Origin of the sequence: Variovorax sp. OV329 (assembly GCF_900114785.1) — a bacterium.
GTDB lineage: Bacteria > Pseudomonadota > Gammaproteobacteria > Burkholderiales > Burkholderiaceae_C > Variovorax.
This window is the reverse complement of the sequence record NZ_FOUG01000006.1, coordinates 253145-271283: the sequence shown is the minus strand read 5'-3', so window position 1 is coordinate 271283 and position 18139 is coordinate 253145. Positions and strand designations below refer to the sequence as shown.

Below are 18139 nucleotides of genomic sequence, written 5' to 3'. Positions count from 1 at the left end.
GCCATGACCGACAAACCCGCTGCGCACGACATCCTCCGCCAATTCATCGACGCCCATTTCGACGAGCAGGTGCAGATGCTCGCCCGCCTGGTGCAATGCCCGTCCGACAACCCGCCGGGCGACTGCGCGCCACACGCCGAACTCACCGCCGGGCTCCTGGAAGCCATAGGCTTCGATGTCGAACGGCACCCGGTGCCAGCCGCCTTCGCCGCCGAGCATGGCATGCGCAGCGTGCTGAACCTGATCGTGCGCGAGCGCTTCGGCGAAGGCGGCCCGGTGGTGGCCCTCAATGCCCATGGCGACGTGGTGCCGCCCGGCGAAGGCTGGAGCGTGGACCCCTATGGCGGTGTGGTGATCGACGGCTGGCTGTATGGCCGCGGCGCGGCAGTCTCCAAGTCGGACTTCACCACCTACGCCTTTGCCGTGCGTGCACTCAAGCAGGCGGCAGCCCAGGGCGTGCCGCTGGCGGGCAGCCTGGAGCTGCACCTCACCTACGACGAGGAAACCGGCGGCATGACCGGTCCCGGATGGATCCTCTCCAAAGGCCTGAGCCGGCCCGACTACGTGCTGTCCGCAGCCTTCTCGCATCACGTGGTGGTGGCGCACAACGGCTGCCTGCACATGGAGGTGACGCTTCGCGGCAGATCCGCCCACGCCGCGCGGCCAGACACGGGCCATGACGCGATCGAGGCCGCCGCGACGCTGCTGCCTGCCTTGTACCGCCATCGCGACGCGCTGGCCGCGCGGCCTTCGCAGACGCCAGGCATCACGCATCCGACGCTGGTCGTCGGGCTCATCGAAGGCGGCATCAACACCAACGTGGTGGCCGACCGCTTGAGCCTGCGCATCGACCGGCGGATCGTGCCCGAGGAATCGCCCGAGGCGGTGGAGGCAGAACTGAAGGAAGTCATCGAGACGGCCTGCAGCACGTTGCCGGGGATCTCGGTCGACATTCGCCGCATCCTGCTGGCGCGGCCCTTCGCGCCCGCCCCCGGCGCCAAGGAACTGACCGAACTGCTGTGCAGCGAAGCCAGTGCCGTCATGGGGAAGCCGGTGACGCCGATCGGCGTGCCGCTCTACACCGACGCGCGCCTGTACAGCGAAGCGGGCATTCCCACCGTGATGTATGGCGCGGGCCCCGAGTCACTGCTCGAAGCCAACGGCCACCGCGCAGACGAGCGGGTGCCTTTGGCCGAGCTGCGGCAGGCCACGCAGGTCGTGGCGAACACCCTCCTCCAACTCCTGCAACGCTGAAGGCAAGAAACGAAATGATCGATATCCAGCAAGTCAGCAAGTGGTACGGCAGCTTCCAGGTGCTGGCCGATTGCACCGCCAGCGTACGCAAGGGCGAGGTGGTCGTGGTCTGCGGGCCCTCGGGTTCGGGCAAGTCCACCCTGATCAAGTGCGTCAACGCGCTCGAACCCTTCCAGCAAGGACGCGTCACGGTCGACGGAACTTCGGTGAACGACCCGAAGATCAACATCAACAAGCTTCGCGCACGCGTGGGCATGGTGTTCCAGCATTTCGATCTTTTTCCGCATCTGACGATCGAGGAAAACCTGGCCATCGCACAACGCAAGGTGCTCAAGCGCACGGCCGACGAAGCACGCGACACAGCGCTGCAGCTCCTGCGGCGCGTGGGCATGAGCGCCCACGCACACAAATTCCCGAACCAGCTTTCGGGCGGTCAGCAGCAGCGCGTGGCCATTGCTCGCGCGCTGGCAATGAACCCTGTGGCCATGCTCTTCGACGAGCCGACCTCCGCCCTGGACCCGGAGATGGTCAACGAGGTGCTGGACGTGATGGTGGAGCTGGCGCGCGAAGGCATGACCATGATGTGCGTGACGCACGAGATGGGCTTCGCGCGCAAGGTGGCCAATCGGGTGATCTTCATGGACCGCGGCCGTATCGTCGAGGATTGCACCAAGGACGAATTCTTCGGCAACCCGTCCGCACGTTCGGACCGCGCGCAGCAGTTCCTGTCCAAGATCCTCCAGCACTGAGTGTGCCGGCCCGGCGCCGGCGTTCGAGCCCTCAGCAGGCCGCCACGCGCGGCTGCCGCCTCGCCTCTGCGCGCGCGCTCGCGATGCCCCAGCCGAACACCGCCATGCCGGCCAGCGACAGCAGCGCGCCCACCCAGCCGGTGGAGGTCCAGCCCAGCCCCGCGCCGATGGCGACCCCGCCGATCCAGGCGCCCAGCGCGTTGGCCATGTTGAAGGCAGAGTGATTCAGCGCCGCGGCCAGCGCCTGCGCGTCGCCGGCCACGTCCATCAGCCGGATCTGCAGCGCCGGGCCGATGGCGACCAGCGTGCCGACCAGGAAGATGTTGATCGAGGCCGTGACCACGTTGTGCGCCGCGAAGGTGAACATGGCCAGCACAAGTGCCGACCAGGCGAGCACGCCGCCGATGGTCTTCATCAGCGAGCGGTCGGCCAGGCGCGAGCCGACCAGGTTGCCCGTGACCATGCCCAGGCCGAAGAGCGCGAGTACCAAGGGCACGCCCGACAGCGGCAGGCCCGCCACTTCGATGAGCGTGGGCTTCACGTAGCTGAACACCGCGAACATGCCGCCGAAGCCGACGGCGGCAATGCCCAGCGTGAACCACACCTGCTTGCGCGCCAGCGCGCCCAGTTCGCGCCATGGGCTGGCACCGGGCACCGGCGCCATGTCGGGCACGTCGCGCCGGATCATCACCATGGCGAGGAGCGCGATCACGCCCACGAAGACGAAGGCCGAGCGCCAGCCCCAGTGCTGGCCCAGCCAGGCCGCGATGGGCACGCCCACCAGCGTGGCGGTGGTCAGCCCCAGCATCACGAGCCCGACGGCACGGGCACGCCGCCCGGGCGGCGCCAGGGCCGCCGCCGTCAATGCAGCGAGGCCGAAGTAGGTGCCGTGCGGCAGGCCGGCCACGAAGCGCAGCAGGTTGAGCGAAAGGTAGCCGGGTGCCAGCGCGCTCGCGAAATTGCCGACCGCGAACATCGCCATCAGCGCGATGAGTAGCATGCGTCGCCGCCAGCCGGCGGTGAGCACCGCCAGCACCGGCGCGCCGATCACCACGCCCAGCGCATAGGCGCTGATGACGTGGCCGGCCTGCGGAATGGAGACGCGGATATCGCTCGCCACTTCGGGCAGCAGGCCCATGATGACGAACTCGCCCGTGCCGATGGCGAAGCCGCCCACGCCCAGCGCGAGCACGGCGCGGAAGAAGGCGGCGTTGGAGACGGAAGCGGAAATGCTACTGCTGCTACTGTCAGCGGCGTCGGACGACGCGCTCGGGGTGGCGTTCAAGGCCGGACTCCTCGGGTGCTGCGGGGGAAGCCCGAGCGCCTCGGGCGAGAAGTCTGGATTTTAGGGTAAACCCTAGACTCTCGCTCTTGGAAGGCTCAGATGGCCACCAGCTGCCGCACGCCTTGCGCTTCCATGTCCTTGCCCAGGCCGCGGGCGATGACCTCGCCGCGCTCCATCACCAGGTAGTCGTCGGCCAGCTCCTGCGCGAAGTCGTAGTACTGCTCGCACAGGACGATGGCCATGTCGCCGCGGTCGGCCAGCATGCGGATCACGCGGCCGATGTCCTTGATGATGCTGGGCTGGATGCCCTCGGTGGGCTCGTCCAGGATCAGCAGCTTGGGCCGGGGCGCCAGCGCCCGCGCGATGGCCAGTTGCTGCTGCTGCCCACCCGACAGGTCGCCGCCGCGGCGATGGATCATCTGCTTGAGCACCGGGAACAGCTCGAACAACTCGGCCGGAATCGGCGTGCCCGCGCTCTTGTAGGCCAGGCCCATGCGCAGGTTCTCTTCCACTGTCAGGCGCGAGAAGATCTCGCGGCCCTGCGGCACGAAGCCCATGCCGGCGCGGGCGCGCTCGTAGGGCGTCTTCTTCTGGATCGGCTGGCCGTCGAACTCGATGCTCCCGCTCTTGATGGGCACCAGGCCCATCAGCGACTTGAGCAGCGTGGTCTTGCCCACGCCGTTGCGGCCCAGCAGGACCGTGACCTTGCCCAGGCGGGCTTCCAGGCTCACGTCGCGCAGGATGTGCGAGCCGCCGTAGTACTGGTGGATGTTCTTGACGTTCAGCATGTTCGTTCAGCGGCCCAGGTAGACCTCGATGACGCGCTCATCGGCCTGCACCTCGTCCAGCGTGCCCTGCGCCAGCACGGAACCGTCGCACAGCACGGTGACGATGTCGGAGATGGTCTTGATGAAGCTCATGTCGTGCTCCACCACCATCAGCGAGTGCTGGCCCTTGAGCGTGAGGAAGAGCTCGGCGGTGCGCGCCGTCTCCTCGTCGGTCATGCCGGCCACCGGCTCGTCCAGCAGCAGCAGCTTGGGGTCCTGCATCAGCAGCATGCCGATCTCCAGCCACTGCTTCTGCCCATGGCTGAGGTTGCCCGCCATGCGCGACACGCTGGCCGCCAGGTGGATGGTCTCCAGCACCTCGGCCAGCCGGTCGCTCTGCGCCGAGTCCAGCCTGAACATCATCGAGGCCTTCACGCCCTTGTTGGTCTTCAGCGCCAGCTCCAGGTTCTCGAACACCGTCAGGTGCTCGAACACCGTGGGCTTCTGGAACTTGCGGCCGATGCCCAGCTGGGCAATGTCGGCCTCCTTGTGGCGCAGCAGGTCGATGGTGCTGCCGAAGAACACCGTGCCCTCGTCGGGCCGGGTCTTGCCGGTGATGATGTCCATCATCGTGGTCTTGCCCGCGCCGTTGGGGCCGATGATGCAGCGCAGCTCGCCGGGCGCGATGTCCAGGCTCAGCTTGTTGATGGCCTTGAAGCCGTCGAAGCTCACGCTGACGTCTTCCAGGTACAGGATGCGGCCGTGCGTCACGTCGACCTCGCCCTGCTCCACGTGGCGACCAAAGCCGGCGGCGCGCCCGCCCGACTCGGTGTGCAGCGGGTTCTCGGGATGCAGGTGGCGGGCGACGCGCTCGGCGCCGGCGTCCATCAGGTCGGGCGTCATGCGCGGGCTCCCTTGGGGTCGGCGGACAGCGGGGCGAGCGCGCTCTCGTCGGCGCCCTCCTCCAGGGCCAGCGAGCGCCGCGCGGGCTTCATTGTTTCCACAGCCACGGCGGGTGCCGCGGCGTCGGCGTTGGCAGGTGCACTGCGCCGCGCGCCCAGCCGCTTGATCAGGCCCACGATGCCGTCCGGCAAGAAAAGCGTCACCGCGATGAAGAGCGCACCCAGGAAGTACAGCCAGAACTCCGGCGCCGCAACCGTGAGCCAGCTCTTCGCGCCGTTGACGATGAAGGCGCCGACTATTGGGCCCACCAGCGTGGCGCGCCCGCCCACCGCGGTCCAGATGGCGATCTCGATGGAGGCGGCGGCGCTCATCTCGCCGGGGTTGATGATGCCCACCTGCGGCACGTACAGCGCGCCGGCCACGCCGCACATCATGGCGGAGATGACCCAGATGGTGAGCTTGTAGGGCAGCGGGTTGTAGCCCGAGAACATGACACGGGACTCGGCGTCGCGGATGGCCTGCAGCACGCGGCCGAACTTGCTGCCGATGAGCCATTTGGCGAACAGGAAGAAGGCCAGCAGCGTGACGCCGGTGAGCGCGAACAGGGTCATGCGCATTTCCTGCGTGGCGATCGGGATGCCCAGGATGCGCTTGAAGTCGGTGAAGCCGTTGTTGCCGCCGAAGCCCGTCTCGTTGCGAAAGAACAGCAGCATGGCTGCGAAGGTCATGGCCTGCGTGATGATCGAGAAGTACACGCCCTTGATGCGCGAGCGGAAGGCGAAGAAGCCGAACACGAAGGCCAGCAGCCCAGGCACCGCCACGACGAGGATCAGCGTGGCCACGAAGCTGTCGGACAGCGACCAGTGCCACGGCAGCGTCTTCCAGTCCAGGAACACCATGAAGTCCGGCAGGTCGCTCTTGTAGTTGCCGTCGCGGCCGATCTGGCGCATGAGGTACATGCCCATCATGTAGCCGCCCAGCGCGAAGAACAGGCCGTGGCCCAGGCTCAGGATGCCGGTGTAGCCCCAGATCAGGTCCATGGCCAGCGCGCAGATGGCGTAGCACATGATCTTGCCCACCAGCGCCACCGAGTAGTCGCTCATGTGGAAGGCGCTGCCCACGGGCACCCACAGGTTGAGCACCGGCGCGAGCGCGCACACCGCGATCAGCGCCACGAAGAAAGCCGTCCAGCCCTTGCCGCTGAGCAGCGGCCCTTTCGAAGGAAGTACGACCTTGCTCATTCCAAATCCTTCGCGCTTCGCGCTGCGGTATTCGCCTTGGGAGCGGCCCGGCGGCTCATGCCTCAGCACTCCGGCCCTTGACTGCGAAGATGCCCTGCGGCCGCTTCTGGATGAAGATGATGATGAAGACCAGCACCGCGATCTTCGCGAGCACCGCGCCGGCCCAGCCTTCGATGAACTTGTTCAGGATGCCCAGGCCGAGCGCCGCATAGACGGTGCCGGCGAGCTGGCCCACGCCGCCCATCACCACCACCATGAAGGAGTCGACGATGTAGCTCTGGCCGAGGTCCGGGCCCACGTTGCCGATCTGCGAGAGCGCGCAGCCCGCCAGGCCGGCGATGCCCGAGCCCAGCGCGAAGGCGTAGGTGTCGATGCGCGCGGTGTTCACGCCCATGCAGGAGGCAATGGGCCGGTTCTGCGTCACGCCGCGAACGAACAGGCCCAGGCGCGTGCGGCCGATGAGGTAGCCCATGGCCAGCAGCACGAGCACCGCGAAGATGATGATGCAGATGCGGTTCCAGGGCAGTGTCACGTTGGACAGCAGCTGCAGGCCGCCGCTCATCCAGGCCGGGTTCTCCACGCCCACGTTTTGCGCGCCGAAGATGGAGCGCACCAGCTGCTGCAGCATCAGGCTGATGCCCCAGGTGGCCAGCAGCGTCTCCAGCGGGCGGCCGTAGAGGAAGCGGATCACGCCGCGCTCCAGGATCGCGCCCACCAGCGCCGAGGCGAGGAAGGCCACCGGGATGGCCGCCACCAGGTACCAGCCGAACATCGAGGCCGGCATGAACTTCTGGAACAGGCCCTGCATGACGAAGGTGGCGTAGGCGCCGATCATCATCAGCTCGCCGTGCGCCATGTTGATGACGCCCATCAGCCCGTAGGTGATGGCCAGCCCCAGGGCCGCCAGCAGCAGCACAGAGCCCAGGCTCACGCCGCTGAAGATGGCGTTGATCCGGTCGCCCCACACCAGCGAGGCGTCGATGTTCTGCACCGCTAGCTGGATGGCGGTCTTGACGTCGGCGTCGGTCTCGTCGGCCAGGCGCTGGTTCAGCAGCAGCTTGGTCTCGGGGTTGCGGTTGCTGCCCAGGTCCTTGGCGGCGGCCAGGCGCTTGGCCTTGTCGCTGCTGCTGAGCAGGCCTGCCGCGCGAACCAGTTCGAGCTGCGCCTTGATCTTCGGGTTGGTCTCGGCCGCCAGGGCCTTGTCGACCAGCGGCACGCGCGATTCGTCGGGCTCCTTGAACAGGGCCTGTGCAGCGGCGGCGCGCACCGTGTCGTCCTTGCTCGTGAGCTGGAGCGCGGCCTGCGCTGCATCGAGCGCGCCACGCATGAGGTTGTTGTTGACCACGTCCTCGGCATCGGCCGGCAACTGCCGTTGCGCGCCGCTCACCGGGTCGAAGGCCTTGTCGTCCTTGATGACGAAGACCTTGTCGTCCTTGAACTTGACCGCGTCGTCCTGCATGGCCTGGATGAAGGCGGCCGTCTTCTCGTCGGCATCCGCCACCGCCTTGTTGAGGGCGGTGACGCGATCCTCGGTGTCGCCGGAGGCAATGGCCAGCGCCTCTTCGCGGGTCAGCGCGTGTGCGGCGGATCCCAGCATCAAAGCGGCGGCCAGAAGGTATCTGAAGAACATGCGACTGAGGTCTCGCGATTTCTGATTGAAGCTCCCAAACAAGGCGGCGCGCCCTGGCGCGCCGCATTGCTGCTTACATCGACTTGCCGGCGGGGTAGTCGGGCTTCTTGTCGTTGCCTTCGATGTACGGGCTCCAGGGCTTGGCCTTCACCGGCTCCTTGGTCTTCCAGACCACGCTGAACTGGCCGTCGGCCTTGATCTCGCCGATGAACACGCTCTTGTGCAGGTGGTGGTTCTTCTCGTCCATCTTCGAGACGATGCCCGAGGGCGCCGCGAAGGTCTGGCCGGCCATGGCAGCAATCACCTTGTCGGTGTCGGTGCTCTTGGCCTTCTCCACGGCCTGCTTCCACATGTTGATGCCGATGTAGGTGGCTTCCATCGGGTCGTTGGTCAGCGGCTTGTCCTTGTGGCCGGGGATGTTCTTGGCCTTGGCGTAGTCGCTCCACTTCTTGATGAACTCGGTGTTGGTCGGGTTCTTGATGCTCATGAAGTAGTTCCAGGCGGCCAGGTGGCCCACCAGCGGCTTGGTGTCCACGCCGCGCAGCTCTTCCTCACCCACCGAGAAGGCCACCACCGGCACGTCCTTGGCCTTCAGGCCGGCGTTGCCCAGTTCCTTGTAGAAGGGCACGTTGGAGTCGCCGTTGATGGTGGACACCACCGCGGTCTTGCCGCCGGCCGAGAACTTCTTCACGTCGGCAACGATGGTCTGGTAGTCGCTGTGGCCGAAGGGGGTGTACTTCTCATCGATGTCGCTGTCCTTCACGCCCTTGCTCTTGAGGTAGGCGCGCAGGATCTTGTTGGTGGTGCGCGGGTAGACGTAGTCGGTGCCCAGCAGCACCCAGCGCTTGGCGCCGCCGCCTTCCTTGCTCATCAGATAGTCCACCGCCGGGATGGCCTGCTGGTTGGGCGCGGCGCCGGTATAGAACACGTTCTTGGAAAGCTCTTCGCCCTCGTACTGCACGGGGTAGAACAGGAGGCCGTTCATTTCCTCGACCACCGGCAGCACCGACTTGCGCGACACCGAGGTCCAGCAGCCGAAGATCACGGCGACCTTGTCCTGGCCCAGCAGCTGCTTGGTCTTCTCGGCGAACAGGGGCCAGTTGGAGGCCGGGTCCACCACCACGGGTTCGAGCTTCTTGCCCATGACGCCGCCCTTGGCGTTGATCTCGTCGATGGCCATCAGCACGGTGTCCTTGAGCACCGTTTCCGAGATGGCCATGGTGCCCGACAGCGAGTGCAGCACGCCCACCTTGATGGTGTCCTGCGCATGTGCATTGATGCCGACGGCTGCCAGCGCGACCGACGCGGCCAGCGCCTTGAGGGTGAAACGACGTTGATGCATGAGTCTTCTCCGGTTGTGTGAATCTGGTGAACCGGAGTCTGCGGACGCACCGCTTTGGAGCAAATACGCCCAGTGGCGTACAGGTACGCGGTGCCTACGGCAGCGCGCGTTCCCGGTCGCGGAAGGCGCGCTGGGCGAAGGCCCAGATCATCTTCGTGGCATCCGGGCCGCGCGGATCGGAGAAGGCCTGGCTGCCCAGCCCGCCACTCCAGGCGTGGCCCAGGCCGGCGATCTCGCACACCGTCAACTGGACGCGGCCGGCGCGGCGGAACTCGGTGACGCTGGCTGCCAGGCGCTGGCCGCGCTGCAGCGTGCGCGAAGTGCCCGGCCGCGCACCGGTGGCGGTGGCCCAGACGCTGGCCAGGTTCTCCGCGTTGTTGATCGACACGATGGCATCCCCGTCGCCATGCAGCACCAGCAGCGGTGGCAGCGTGGTGAACTGCGCCGCGGCCCCCATCGCCTTGCCGACCGCAGTCGCCAGCACGGGCGCCATGTGCCTGCCGCGCATCGCGCCCACGGCGGCCGTGGCCGACTTGGCAGCGCCGGGCGCCACGCCCGAATGCGCGGCCACGGCGTGGAAGCGCAGCGGATGCTGGGTGGCCATCAGCGCCGCCATGCTGGCCCCCGCCGACAGCCCGGCAATGGCGACCCGCTCGCGGTCGACCGGGTACAGCAGCATCACCTGGTCGATGGCGGCCATGAGGGTGGCCACCTCGGCGCCGGCCTTGCCCGAGCGGCGCTCGAACCAGTTCCAGCAGCCCTGCGCGTTGGCCATGCGGTCCTGCTCCGGGTAGAGCACGAGGAAGCGCTCGCGAGCCGCCAGCCGGTTCATGCGGGTGCTGGCGGCGAAGTCGCGCCCGGTCTGCCCGCAGCCGTGCAGCATCACCATGAGCGGCAGCTTCTCGCCGAAGGCCACGCCCGGCGGCCGGTACAGGTGATAGCGCCGCGCCCCGGCCGGCCCCAGGGCCACGCCGGGCAGCCAGTCGCCCGGACCCGGCGGCGGCCGCTTCATGCGTTCTGCCGTGCGTTGCACCTGGCCGGCCAGCTTCTTGCCACCTGCGAGGGTGGCGCGTGTCATCGCCTTGAGATTGCGCTGGTAGGCCTTGGCGAGGATGGACGCGGCGGAGGGGGAGGAGCGGCGAGCCATGAAGTGTGCGTCGTCGATGCCGACCGACGCACCTTAGCAGCTTCCGCGCTGCGCGAGATGCAGGCTCAATAGACTTCCGGCACCATCATCTCGGGCGGCACCGGATGACGCAGATAGTCGGCATGGCGCTCGCGCGAGGGCAGCACCACCGTCGGATGCTCCACGTCGTGATAGGGCATCTGCTGTAGAAGGTGATGGATGCAGTTCAGGCGCGCCTTCTTCTTGTCCACCGCCTGCACCACCCACCACGGCGCCTCGGGGATGTGGGTGCGCTCCAGCATGATTTCCTTGGCCTTGGTGTATTCCTCCCAGCGGCGCCGGCTTTCCAGGTCCATGGGGCTGAGCTTCCACTGCTTGAGCGGGTCGTGGATGCGGCTGAGGAAGCGCATGTGCTGCTCGTCGTCCGTGATCGAGAACCAGTACTTGATCAGGCGGATGCCCGAGCGCACCAGCATGCGCTCGAACTCGGGCGCGCTGCGGAAGAACTCCTCGTACTGCTCGGGCGTGCAGAAGCCCATCACCTTCTCGACGCCGGCGCGGTTGTACCAGCTGCGGTCGAAAAGCACCATTTCGCCGGCGGCCGGCAGATGCGCCACGTAGCGCTGGAAATACCACTGCGTGCGCTCGCGGTCGTTGGGGGCCGGCAGCGCCGCCACGCGGGCCACGCGCGGGTTCAGGCGCTGGGTAATGCGCTTGATGACGCCGCCCTTGCCGGCGGCGTCGCGTCCTTCGAAGAGGATCACCACCCGCTGGCCGGTGTTCTGCACCCAGTCCTGCAACTGGACCAGCTCGCCCTGCAGGCGGAACAGCTCGCGGAAGTACAGGCGCCGGGCCTCCTTGTCTTCTTCCTTGACCACGCCGGACTCGTCGAACTCGCGGTCTTCGAGCTCGAGCTCGATCTCTTCGTCATAGCTGTCGACCAATTCGCGTGCGATGCGATCCATCGTCTCGTTCTGGTCGCCGAGATAGCTGGGCAGGGTCATGATCTTTCAGGTTCGCTGGAGAACTCCAGATCATGTGTCCAAACCATGACCCTGAAGTGACAAAGGGTTGCCGCGCCTAGGCACCGGCCTCGCTCGCCCGCACCTTGGCCGCAGGCACGATCCGGTCGCGCTGCGCCAGGGTCGGGAAGAGCCGCACCCAGCCCAGCGCCACCAGCACGGTGCCGATGCCGCCCAGCACCACCGAGCCCACCGGCCCCAGCAGGGCCGCTGTGGCGCCCGATTCGAACTCGCCCAGCTGGTTGCTCGCGCCGATGAAGATGGAATTGACCGAGCTGACGCGCCCGCGCATCTCGTCGGGCGTCTCCAGTTGCACCAGGGTCTGGCGGATCACCACGTTGACCATGTCCGCCCCGCCGGACACCGCCAGCGCGATCAGCGAGACCGCGAAGCTGCGCGAGAAGCCGAACACGATCATGCACACGCCGAAGGTGCCCACGGCGATCAGCAGGGTGCGGCCCACCCGTCGCTCCACCGGCCGGCGCGTGAGCACGATGGACGTCGCCAGCGCCCCCACCGCCGGCGCGCTGCGCAGCAGGCCCAGGCCCCAGGCGCCGGTGTGCAGGATGTCCTTCGCATAGATGGGCAGCAGCGCCACTGCGCCGCCCAGCAGCACGGCGAACAGGTCCAGCGACACCGCGCCCAGTACTGTCTTGCGGTGCCAGATGAACTTGACGCCGGCGAGCAGCGACTCCAGGGTCACCGGCTCCTTCACGCGCTCGGGCTGCTGGTAGCGCAGGCAGGCCATCAGCACCGCGGCGATCAGGAACAGCAGCAGGCTGGCGCCGTACACGGCCCCGGCGCCGGCCACGAAGAGCAGGCCGCCCAGTGCCGGTCCGCCGATGACCGCGCCCTGCATGCCGGCGGAGCTGAATGCCATCGCGCGCGGCAGGGCCAGCGGCGGCACCAGCAGGGGCACCAGCGCCTGCTGCGCCGGCATCTGGAAGGCGCGCACGGCACCCAGCACCAGCGACAGGCCCAGCAGCAGGCCGCGCGTCGCGAAGCCGGCCTCCTGCGCGAACAGCAGCGCCAGCGCCACCACGCCCTGCACCGCCAGGCACAGGGCGACGATGCGGCCGCGGTGATGCCGGTCCACCACGTGGCCGGCCCACAGCGCCAGCAGCAGCGCCGGCGCGAACTGGTACAGGCCCACCAGGCCCAGGTCCCAGGCGCTCCCGGTCAGGTCGTACATGTGCCACCCGATGGCCACCAGCAGCATCTGCATCGCCGCGGTCCCGAAGACCCGGGCGCCCCAGACGTACATGAAGGGGCGCTCGCGGGTGAGGTCGGAGAAGGTGTACGTGGAGGGGGCGGGCATGGGGGGGGCCAGAAAATAGCGGACGCCGCCGGTTCCTTGCGGGATCCTCCGCAGCGCATGAGTGCGCTGCTCGGGTTAGTGGAAGTCGTCCTCGCGCTGGTGGCGAACCGCGGCCACGACGACCGAATCGCTCGACTCGATCTCGAAAAGGGCCACGTAGCCTGTTGCGCCAAAAGGAATCACAAGCTCCCGCACGAAGGGATCCTGCCCGACTTTGCGGCAAGTGAAGGGCGTGAAGCTCAAGGTGGCAAGACCCACTTCGATGGCCTCCAGCGCCCGCTCGGCAATGGCCAGATCACCGCCTCGCCGAAGCTCGCGCTCCAGAGCGAAGTCATACAGGCGCTCCAGGTCTTCAAGGGCTTCGTGCGTGAACCGCAACCTGTAGGTCACGACGTCTCGGACTTGGCGCGCCGGGTCTTCGCCGCGTCGAGCTTGCCACGCAGCCGCTGCATCACGGTGGCCGCATCGAAGTACTCACCCGAGGCTTTCGCCAAGGCCAGCGACTTCATGCCCCGCTCAACAAATTCGCCCTGCGCCTTGCGACGCATCACGGAATCGCGAACCGCCTGCTCCACGAACTGCGAAAGCGTCTCGCCATCGCCCAGCAAGCGTTCGACCTCATCGCGAAGCTCTGGAGCCACGCGCACCGAAGGAATGGTCGTCGTCTTCATCCCTCCAGTGTATCGCAAATGCACTACATGGATTGGTAGCGCTCGCGCGCCAGCGCCGCTCCCTTGCCCAGTGCCTCCAGCTTCCTGCGCGCCACTTCGCGGTCCATGGGCGCGAGGCCGCAGTTGGTGCAGGGGAGCAGGCGCTGCAGGGGCACGTACTTCAACGCCTCGCCGATGGTGTCGGCCACCTGCTCGGGCGTCTCGATCACGTCGCTGGCGACGTCGATCACGCCCACCATCACGTCCTTGCCGTCCAGCAGCTTCATGAGCTCGGGCGGCACGTGCGAGTGGAAGCACTCCAGGCTCACCTGGTCGATGCTGCTGCGCGCCAGGGCCGGGAACACCAGCTCGTACTGGCGCCACTGCTCGCCCAGCGTGGCCTTCCAGTCCACGTTGGCCTGGATGCCGTAGCCGTAGCAGATGTGCACGGCCTTCGTGCAGGTCAGGCCCTGCACCGCGCGCTCCAGCGCCTTCACGCCCCAGTCGGCGGCTTCCTTCATGTAGACATTGAAGGCCGGCTCGTCGAACTGGATGATGTCCACGCCATCGGCCTGCAGCGCCAGCGCCTCCTGGTTGAGCAGTTCGGCGAAGGCCATGGCCATCTTCACCTTGTCGCCGTAGAAGCGGTCGGCCACGGTGTCGACGATGGTCATCGGGCCGGGCATCGTGAACTTGATCTTCTTCGCCGTGTGCGCGCGCAGCAGCTGCGCCTCGGCGGCATGCACGCGGCCCTTCAGGCGCAGCGGGCCGGTCACCTGCGGCACCATGGCGTCGTAGCGGTTGTCGCGGATGCCCATCTTCACCTTGTGCTCGAAGTCGATGCCCTCGACCTGCTCCAGGAAGCCGTGCACGAAATGCTGGCGCGATTGCTCGCCGTCGCCGATCACGTCCAGGCCGGCGTCCTCCTGCGTCTTGATCCACAGCAGGGTGGCGTCGGCCTTGGCCTGGGCGAGCTCCTCGCCCTCGGACTTCCAGCGGGGCCAGAGCTTGTTCGTCTCGGCCAGCCAGCCGGGCTTGGGCAGGCTGCCGGCAATGGTGGCGCTGAACAGGGGGCGGGTCATGGGGTCTCCATCTCTCTTGCGGGTTGTCGAAAAATACGGCCCCGCATGCTACGCCAGCGCCACGGGGCATGCACTTGCATTTCCTGCAGACGCCCCAACGATGCAGGCGTACAGTTTTGACGAAGACAGCCTCCCGAGACACGCGATGACCACCACCACCGACACCCTGCACATCGTCTGCCCGCACTGCCACACCACCAACCGCGTGCGCAGCGACCAACTGGGAAGCGCGCCCGATTGCGGCAGCTGCCACCAGCCGCTGTTCGGCGGCCGCTCGGTCGCGCTCGATGCCCAGGGCTTCGACCGGCACCTGCAGCGCAGCCAGATCCCCTTGCTGGTGGACTTCTGGGCGCCCTGGTGCGGCCCCTGCCGGCAGATGGCGCCAGGCTACGAGCAGGCCGCCGCGCAACTGGAGCCGCACATGCGCGTGGCGAAGGTGGATACCGAGGCAGTGCCCGAGTTGGGCGCGCGCTACAACATCCGCAGCATCCCGACCCTGGCGCTGTTCAAGGGCGGCCGCGAGGTGGCGCGGCAGGCCGGTGCGATGGGTGCCGCAGACATCGTCCGCTGGGCGCGCCAAGCCAGCCTGGGCTAGGGGCCCGCTCCCTCCTGCTTGCGCTTCAGGCCCAGTTGCGCATCTCGATGCGCAGCACGGCCGAGATCGAGGGCGATGCACCCGCCGGCGAGTTCACCGGAATGCTGAAGCTCAGCGCATTGGCCCGCGGCGCCACCACCGCGGGCGTGTTCGCGACGTTGGGCGTCACGCTCTGGAAGCCGTACTGCAGCCGCCAGCCGCCCGGTTGCGTCGCATCGGGCAGCGCCTCGACGAGGATCTGGTCACGAAAGAGAAAGCCGCCCTCGTAGTGCTTGTTCAGCCACAGCACGCCGTCGACTTCATAGTCCGGCACCAGCACGTTCAGGTCGAAGGCGAACGCGATCGAATTGCCCAGCTCCGGGCTGGCCTTGGTCGGGTCCAGGAAGATCGAGAACAGGTGCGGGCTCTGCGCCGTGTTCGCCTTTCGCGGCACGCCAGGCCCCTCGTCCGGAAAGAGCTCGTCGTACTTGCGCTGGATGGCGGAGTTCTCGCGGACCACGCGGCGATGAAGCTGCCACTGGCTTCGCCGCAGGGTCGCGACGATCTCGAAGCGATAGGAGGCACGCACCCGCTGGCCGCTCTTCTTCTTGGCTTCCACCTCCTCGGGCAAGGTGACGTCATTCACATCCAGGATGCCGTCCACCCGCACGGAGCCGAACAGGAAGCGCGTGAGGTTCTGGTAGCCCTCTTCCGAGTTCACGATGCCGTAGTGCCCGGAGTGGCTGCGGTACACGTAGGCCCGGGGCGAATCGACACGCGTCCTGGCCCCATCGGGGCCCACCATGCCGAAGGTGGTCGCGTTGTCCATCCGCACCAGGCCATCGCTGGCCTCGCCGACAGCCCACGACGACAGGCCCTGGAGCGTCAGGTAGTCGGCCGGGTTCGAGCCGACCAGGTTGAACACCCGCTCCGGATCGAAGTTGGTCAGCTCCGACACGTCGGCCGCCGCCGGTCCGAGCTGCAGGTAGGAGCGCATGGTCTCGCGGTTGAAGTTGGTGGCCTCCCCCAGCGCGCCCCAACCCGGCACGTTGCGCACCACCCGCAGGTCGATGCCGTTGTGGGGCGTTGCGTAGGTGAAGAGCTTGTCCACCGCCGACCTCGCCTCGGGCAGGCCCAGGGTGTCGTTCTGCAGGAACGCGCGGCAGACCAGTCCGCCCATGGAATGGGCCACCAGGTAGACCTTGAAGTCCTCCTCGCTCACGCCGTTGTCCAACGCGTCACCCAGGATGGGATGCCGGCCGCCCTTGCGGCACACCAGGGTGCGCATGCGCAGGATCAGCTCGCCGAGGTTCTGCGCGAAATGCGTGATGGGGTGCGGCTGGCCGTCGCCGAACTCCTCCGACGCGTCGTCGTAGTAGCGCAGGATGGCAATCGACTGGTAGGGCAAGGTGATGTCCGATCGCAGCGGGCGCGTCTTGTCCACCGGGTCCGGCGCCGTGAGGTCCTCGCCGTTGACATAGACATCGTCGTACCAGCTGTCCGAGCGCTTTCGCTGGCCGCCGATGGTCGTCCAGACGATCTCGTCCTTCAGGCGCACCAGCGGCGACTCGAAGAAGTAGCGCCGCATGGTCCCGTCCCAGATGCGCCTGGACTTGGTGCTGCCGATGTTGAACCCCATGAAGGGATCGGCGACGGTCGCTTCGATCTCGTTCTGCGTGCCGGCAAAGCCGCGGACGTAGATGATCGGGTGGTAGGGCGCGTGCGGATGGGTCATGGGCTTGGCTTCTCCAGGAGGGCGCGCAGGGATTGTGCACTTCCAACCGCCCGAGTGACCGCACGCGCAATGTCTTCGCTCGAGTCGTCGCCCATGATCTGCGTCAGTGCCTTGAGCGACGCGATCGTCTCGGTCAGCGACGACACGGCGGCGCTCAGCTTTTCGGCACGCAGGACCGAGGACGACTTCTTCAGCGAAGCGGTTGCCGCATCCAGCTGCTTGACGATGTCGCGGAAGTCGGCGGCGCCGGCGCTCAGCTCCTCGACCGATGCTTCGATGTTTTGCATCCGCAGCGCCCGGGCGGACCGCCTGGCCACGCGATCGAGCCGCGTGATCGTGTCCAGGTCGTCCGACGCCGAGTGATCCGCGAAGGCGTCCAGCGCGTCGGCAAGCGCAGCCCGCTGGCCGGGCGTGCGCGCCGGCTCTGCCAGCAGCCAGGTCGTTGAGCGTCTTGACCCACTGCGCCGTCGTCGCGATCGAGTCCCAGTCGATGCGGTCCAAGTCTTCGAAGGTCATAGTTCACCCACTTTCCTGGCCAAGGCCCTGAGTTCCACGATGGTGGACTGAAGCTCGCTCGCGTCGACCTTGCGCTTCTGCTGGATGGCTGCGGCGAGGTCACGGTGGGCCTGGGCCCATGTCAAGGTCGCATGAGACATCGCGTTGACCAACCGCAGCCGCGTCCGGTAGGCGGCGGCAGCAGCGGCCAGCTTGCGGTCGCGCTCCTGGAGGCTGTCCGCCACCGACGCCTGCACGCGGTCGTACTGCTCCAGCTTCGCAAGCGCCGACGGGTCCTTCAGCGCCAGCTGGCGCTGGGCCTCGCGTCGCCTGGCCGCCTGCTGCGCGAAGGAGTCGTCGCGGTCGTAGGGCTCCTTGATGCCCGACACCGTGTTCTTGTAGAGGTCCAGCAGCAGGCCCTTGAGCTGCCTGTCGGAGTCGTCCACGATCTGCTGGGCGATCCGGTCGATGGCGGGCTGGGCCTGCGTCACGGCCGACTCCAGGCTTTGCGAGGCCTTCACGATGGCCACCCGCGCGAAGATGAATCGGGCCAGGTCGCCCGCCACGCCCACGGCAGGCGCAGCCACCGGAATGTTGACCCCTTCCGCGAGCGCCTTCAGCGAGTCGGCGACGCGCCCCGCCGTCTCTCCACCCGAGTTCCCCGCGGCGATCTCGTCGGCGATCGCTTCCGAGTAGCGCGCCGCGGCCTGCGTCATGGCGATCCGCCTTTCCCAGGCCTTGGCGAACTTGCCTTCGAGGGCCTCGTACGCGGCCTTGTCACCCGGACTCGCAGTGGCTGCATCCCCCAACGCGTCCTCGACGGCATTGCCGGAACTCTTCACCGAGGAAAGCAGCGCATTGGACGCGTCGGCGAACGGCTTGCCGTCCGGAAGCGATCCGCATCCCCCGAGCAGCGTCATGGCCCCGAGCCAAAGCGCCGCCGCGATGATTCGACGTCTCATGGTC

Annotated in this window: 18 protein-coding genes; 3 read left to right on the top strand and 15 right to left on the bottom strand. The window is 67.4% G+C overall.

What is annotated here, in order from left to right:
* Positions 1–3 precede the first annotated feature (3 nt).
* Together BM345_RS12875 and BM345_RS12870 are read left to right on the top strand one after the other, a co-directional pair.
* Positions 4–1254: a M20/M25/M40 family metallo-hydrolase gene (locus BM345_RS12875; protein WP_093380036.1), complete on the top strand. Its 1251-nt coding sequence runs from the start codon at positions 4–6 to the stop codon at positions 1252–1254.
* 14 nt (positions 1255–1268) lie between these two features.
* Entirely contained in the window at positions 1269–2003 is a 735-nt protein-coding gene (locus BM345_RS12870) for an amino acid ABC transporter ATP-binding protein (RefSeq protein ID WP_093380035.1), read from the top strand.
* A gap of 31 nt (positions 2004–2034) precedes the next feature.
* Here the strand turns inward: BM345_RS12870 and BM345_RS12865 are convergent, their stop codons facing one another.
* From BM345_RS12865 to BM345_RS12810, 12 genes are all read right to left on the bottom strand, one after another.
* On the bottom strand, positions 2035–3288 hold the full coding sequence (locus tag BM345_RS12865; RefSeq protein ID WP_093380033.1) for an MFS transporter: 1254 nt from the start codon (positions 3286–3288) through the stop codon (positions 2035–2037).
* A gap of 95 nt (positions 3289–3383) precedes the next feature.
* Complete coding sequence (gene urtE / locus BM345_RS12860) at positions 3384–4076, bottom strand: urea ABC transporter ATP-binding subunit UrtE (RefSeq protein ID WP_093380032.1); 693 nt, start codon at positions 4074–4076, stop codon at positions 3384–3386.
* A 6-nt stretch (positions 4077–4082) separates the two neighbouring features.
* Entirely contained in the window at positions 4083–4958 is an 876-nt protein-coding gene (urtD, locus tag BM345_RS12855) for an urea ABC transporter ATP-binding protein UrtD (RefSeq protein ID WP_093380030.1), read from the bottom strand.
* On the bottom strand, positions 4955–6199 hold the full coding sequence (gene urtC / locus BM345_RS12850; RefSeq protein WP_093380029.1) for an urea ABC transporter permease subunit UrtC: 1245 nt from the start codon (positions 6197–6199) through the stop codon (positions 4955–4957). The genes urtD and urtC overlap by 4 nt, the downstream gene beginning before the upstream one ends.
* 55 nt (positions 6200–6254) lie before the next feature.
* Complete coding sequence (gene urtB, locus BM345_RS12845; RefSeq protein WP_093380027.1) at positions 6255–7829, bottom strand: urea ABC transporter permease subunit UrtB; 1575 nt, start codon at positions 7827–7829, stop codon at positions 6255–6257.
* A gap of 73 nt (positions 7830–7902) precedes the next feature.
* Positions 7903–9171 (bottom strand): urea ABC transporter substrate-binding protein, encoded by a 1269-nt coding sequence (urtA, locus tag BM345_RS12840; RefSeq protein ID WP_093380026.1) that lies wholly within the window; start codon positions 9169–9171, stop codon positions 7903–7905.
* Between the two features lie 94 nt (positions 9172–9265).
* On the bottom strand, positions 9266–10318 hold the full coding sequence (locus BM345_RS12835) for an extracellular catalytic domain type 1 short-chain-length polyhydroxyalkanoate depolymerase (protein ID WP_093380024.1): 1053 nt from the start codon (positions 10316–10318) through the stop codon (positions 9266–9268).
* Between the two features lie 65 nt (positions 10319–10383).
* Positions 10384–11301, bottom strand: a complete 918-nt coding sequence (ppk2, locus tag BM345_RS12830) for a polyphosphate kinase 2 (protein WP_093380023.1) — start codon at positions 11299–11301, stop codon at positions 10384–10386.
* A 76-nt stretch (positions 11302–11377) separates the two neighbouring features.
* Positions 11378–12637, bottom strand: a complete 1260-nt coding sequence (locus tag BM345_RS12825; RefSeq protein ID WP_302847534.1) for an MFS transporter — start codon at positions 12635–12637, stop codon at positions 11378–11380.
* A 75-nt stretch (positions 12638–12712) separates the two neighbouring features.
* Positions 12713–13027 (bottom strand): type II toxin-antitoxin system RelE/ParE family toxin, encoded by a 315-nt coding sequence (locus BM345_RS12820; RefSeq protein ID WP_093380021.1) that lies wholly within the window; start codon positions 13025–13027, stop codon positions 12713–12715.
* Positions 13024–13308, bottom strand: coding sequence for a YlcI/YnfO family protein (locus BM345_RS12815; protein ID WP_093380020.1), 285 nt, complete (start codon positions 13306–13308; stop codon positions 13024–13026). The genes BM345_RS12820 and BM345_RS12815 overlap by 4 nt, the downstream gene beginning before the upstream one ends.
* A 23-nt stretch (positions 13309–13331) precedes the next feature.
* Positions 13332–14357: a methionine synthase gene (locus BM345_RS12810; RefSeq protein ID WP_093380202.1), complete on the bottom strand. Its 1026-nt coding sequence runs from the start codon at positions 14355–14357 to the stop codon at positions 13332–13334.
* Positions 14358–14514: 157 nt separating this feature from the next.
* Between BM345_RS12810 and trxC the strand changes: the two genes are divergently transcribed.
* Positions 14515–14964 (top strand): thioredoxin TrxC, encoded by a 450-nt coding sequence (gene trxC / locus BM345_RS12805; RefSeq protein WP_093380018.1) that lies wholly within the window; start codon positions 14515–14517, stop codon positions 14962–14964.
* Positions 14965–14989: 25 nt separating this feature from the next.
* Here trxC and BM345_RS12800 read toward each other — a convergent pair whose 3' ends face one another.
* The 3 genes from BM345_RS12800 to BM345_RS12790 form a co-directional block, all read right to left on the bottom strand.
* Positions 14990–16678 (bottom strand): esterase/lipase family protein, encoded by a 1689-nt coding sequence (locus BM345_RS12800; RefSeq protein WP_093380017.1) that lies wholly within the window; start codon positions 16676–16678, stop codon positions 14990–14992.
* Complete coding sequence (locus tag BM345_RS12795; RefSeq protein WP_093380015.1) at positions 16675–16965, bottom strand: hypothetical protein; 291 nt, start codon at positions 16963–16965, stop codon at positions 16675–16677. Before BM345_RS12795 ends, BM345_RS12800 begins: the two co-directional genes overlap by 4 nt.
* 225 nt (positions 16966–17190) lie before the next feature.
* A complete protein-coding gene (locus BM345_RS12790; protein WP_139237510.1) occupies positions 17191–18135 on the bottom strand; it encodes a hypothetical protein in 945 nt (314 codons plus the stop codon).
* Between the last annotated feature and the right edge of the window lie 4 nt (positions 18136–18139).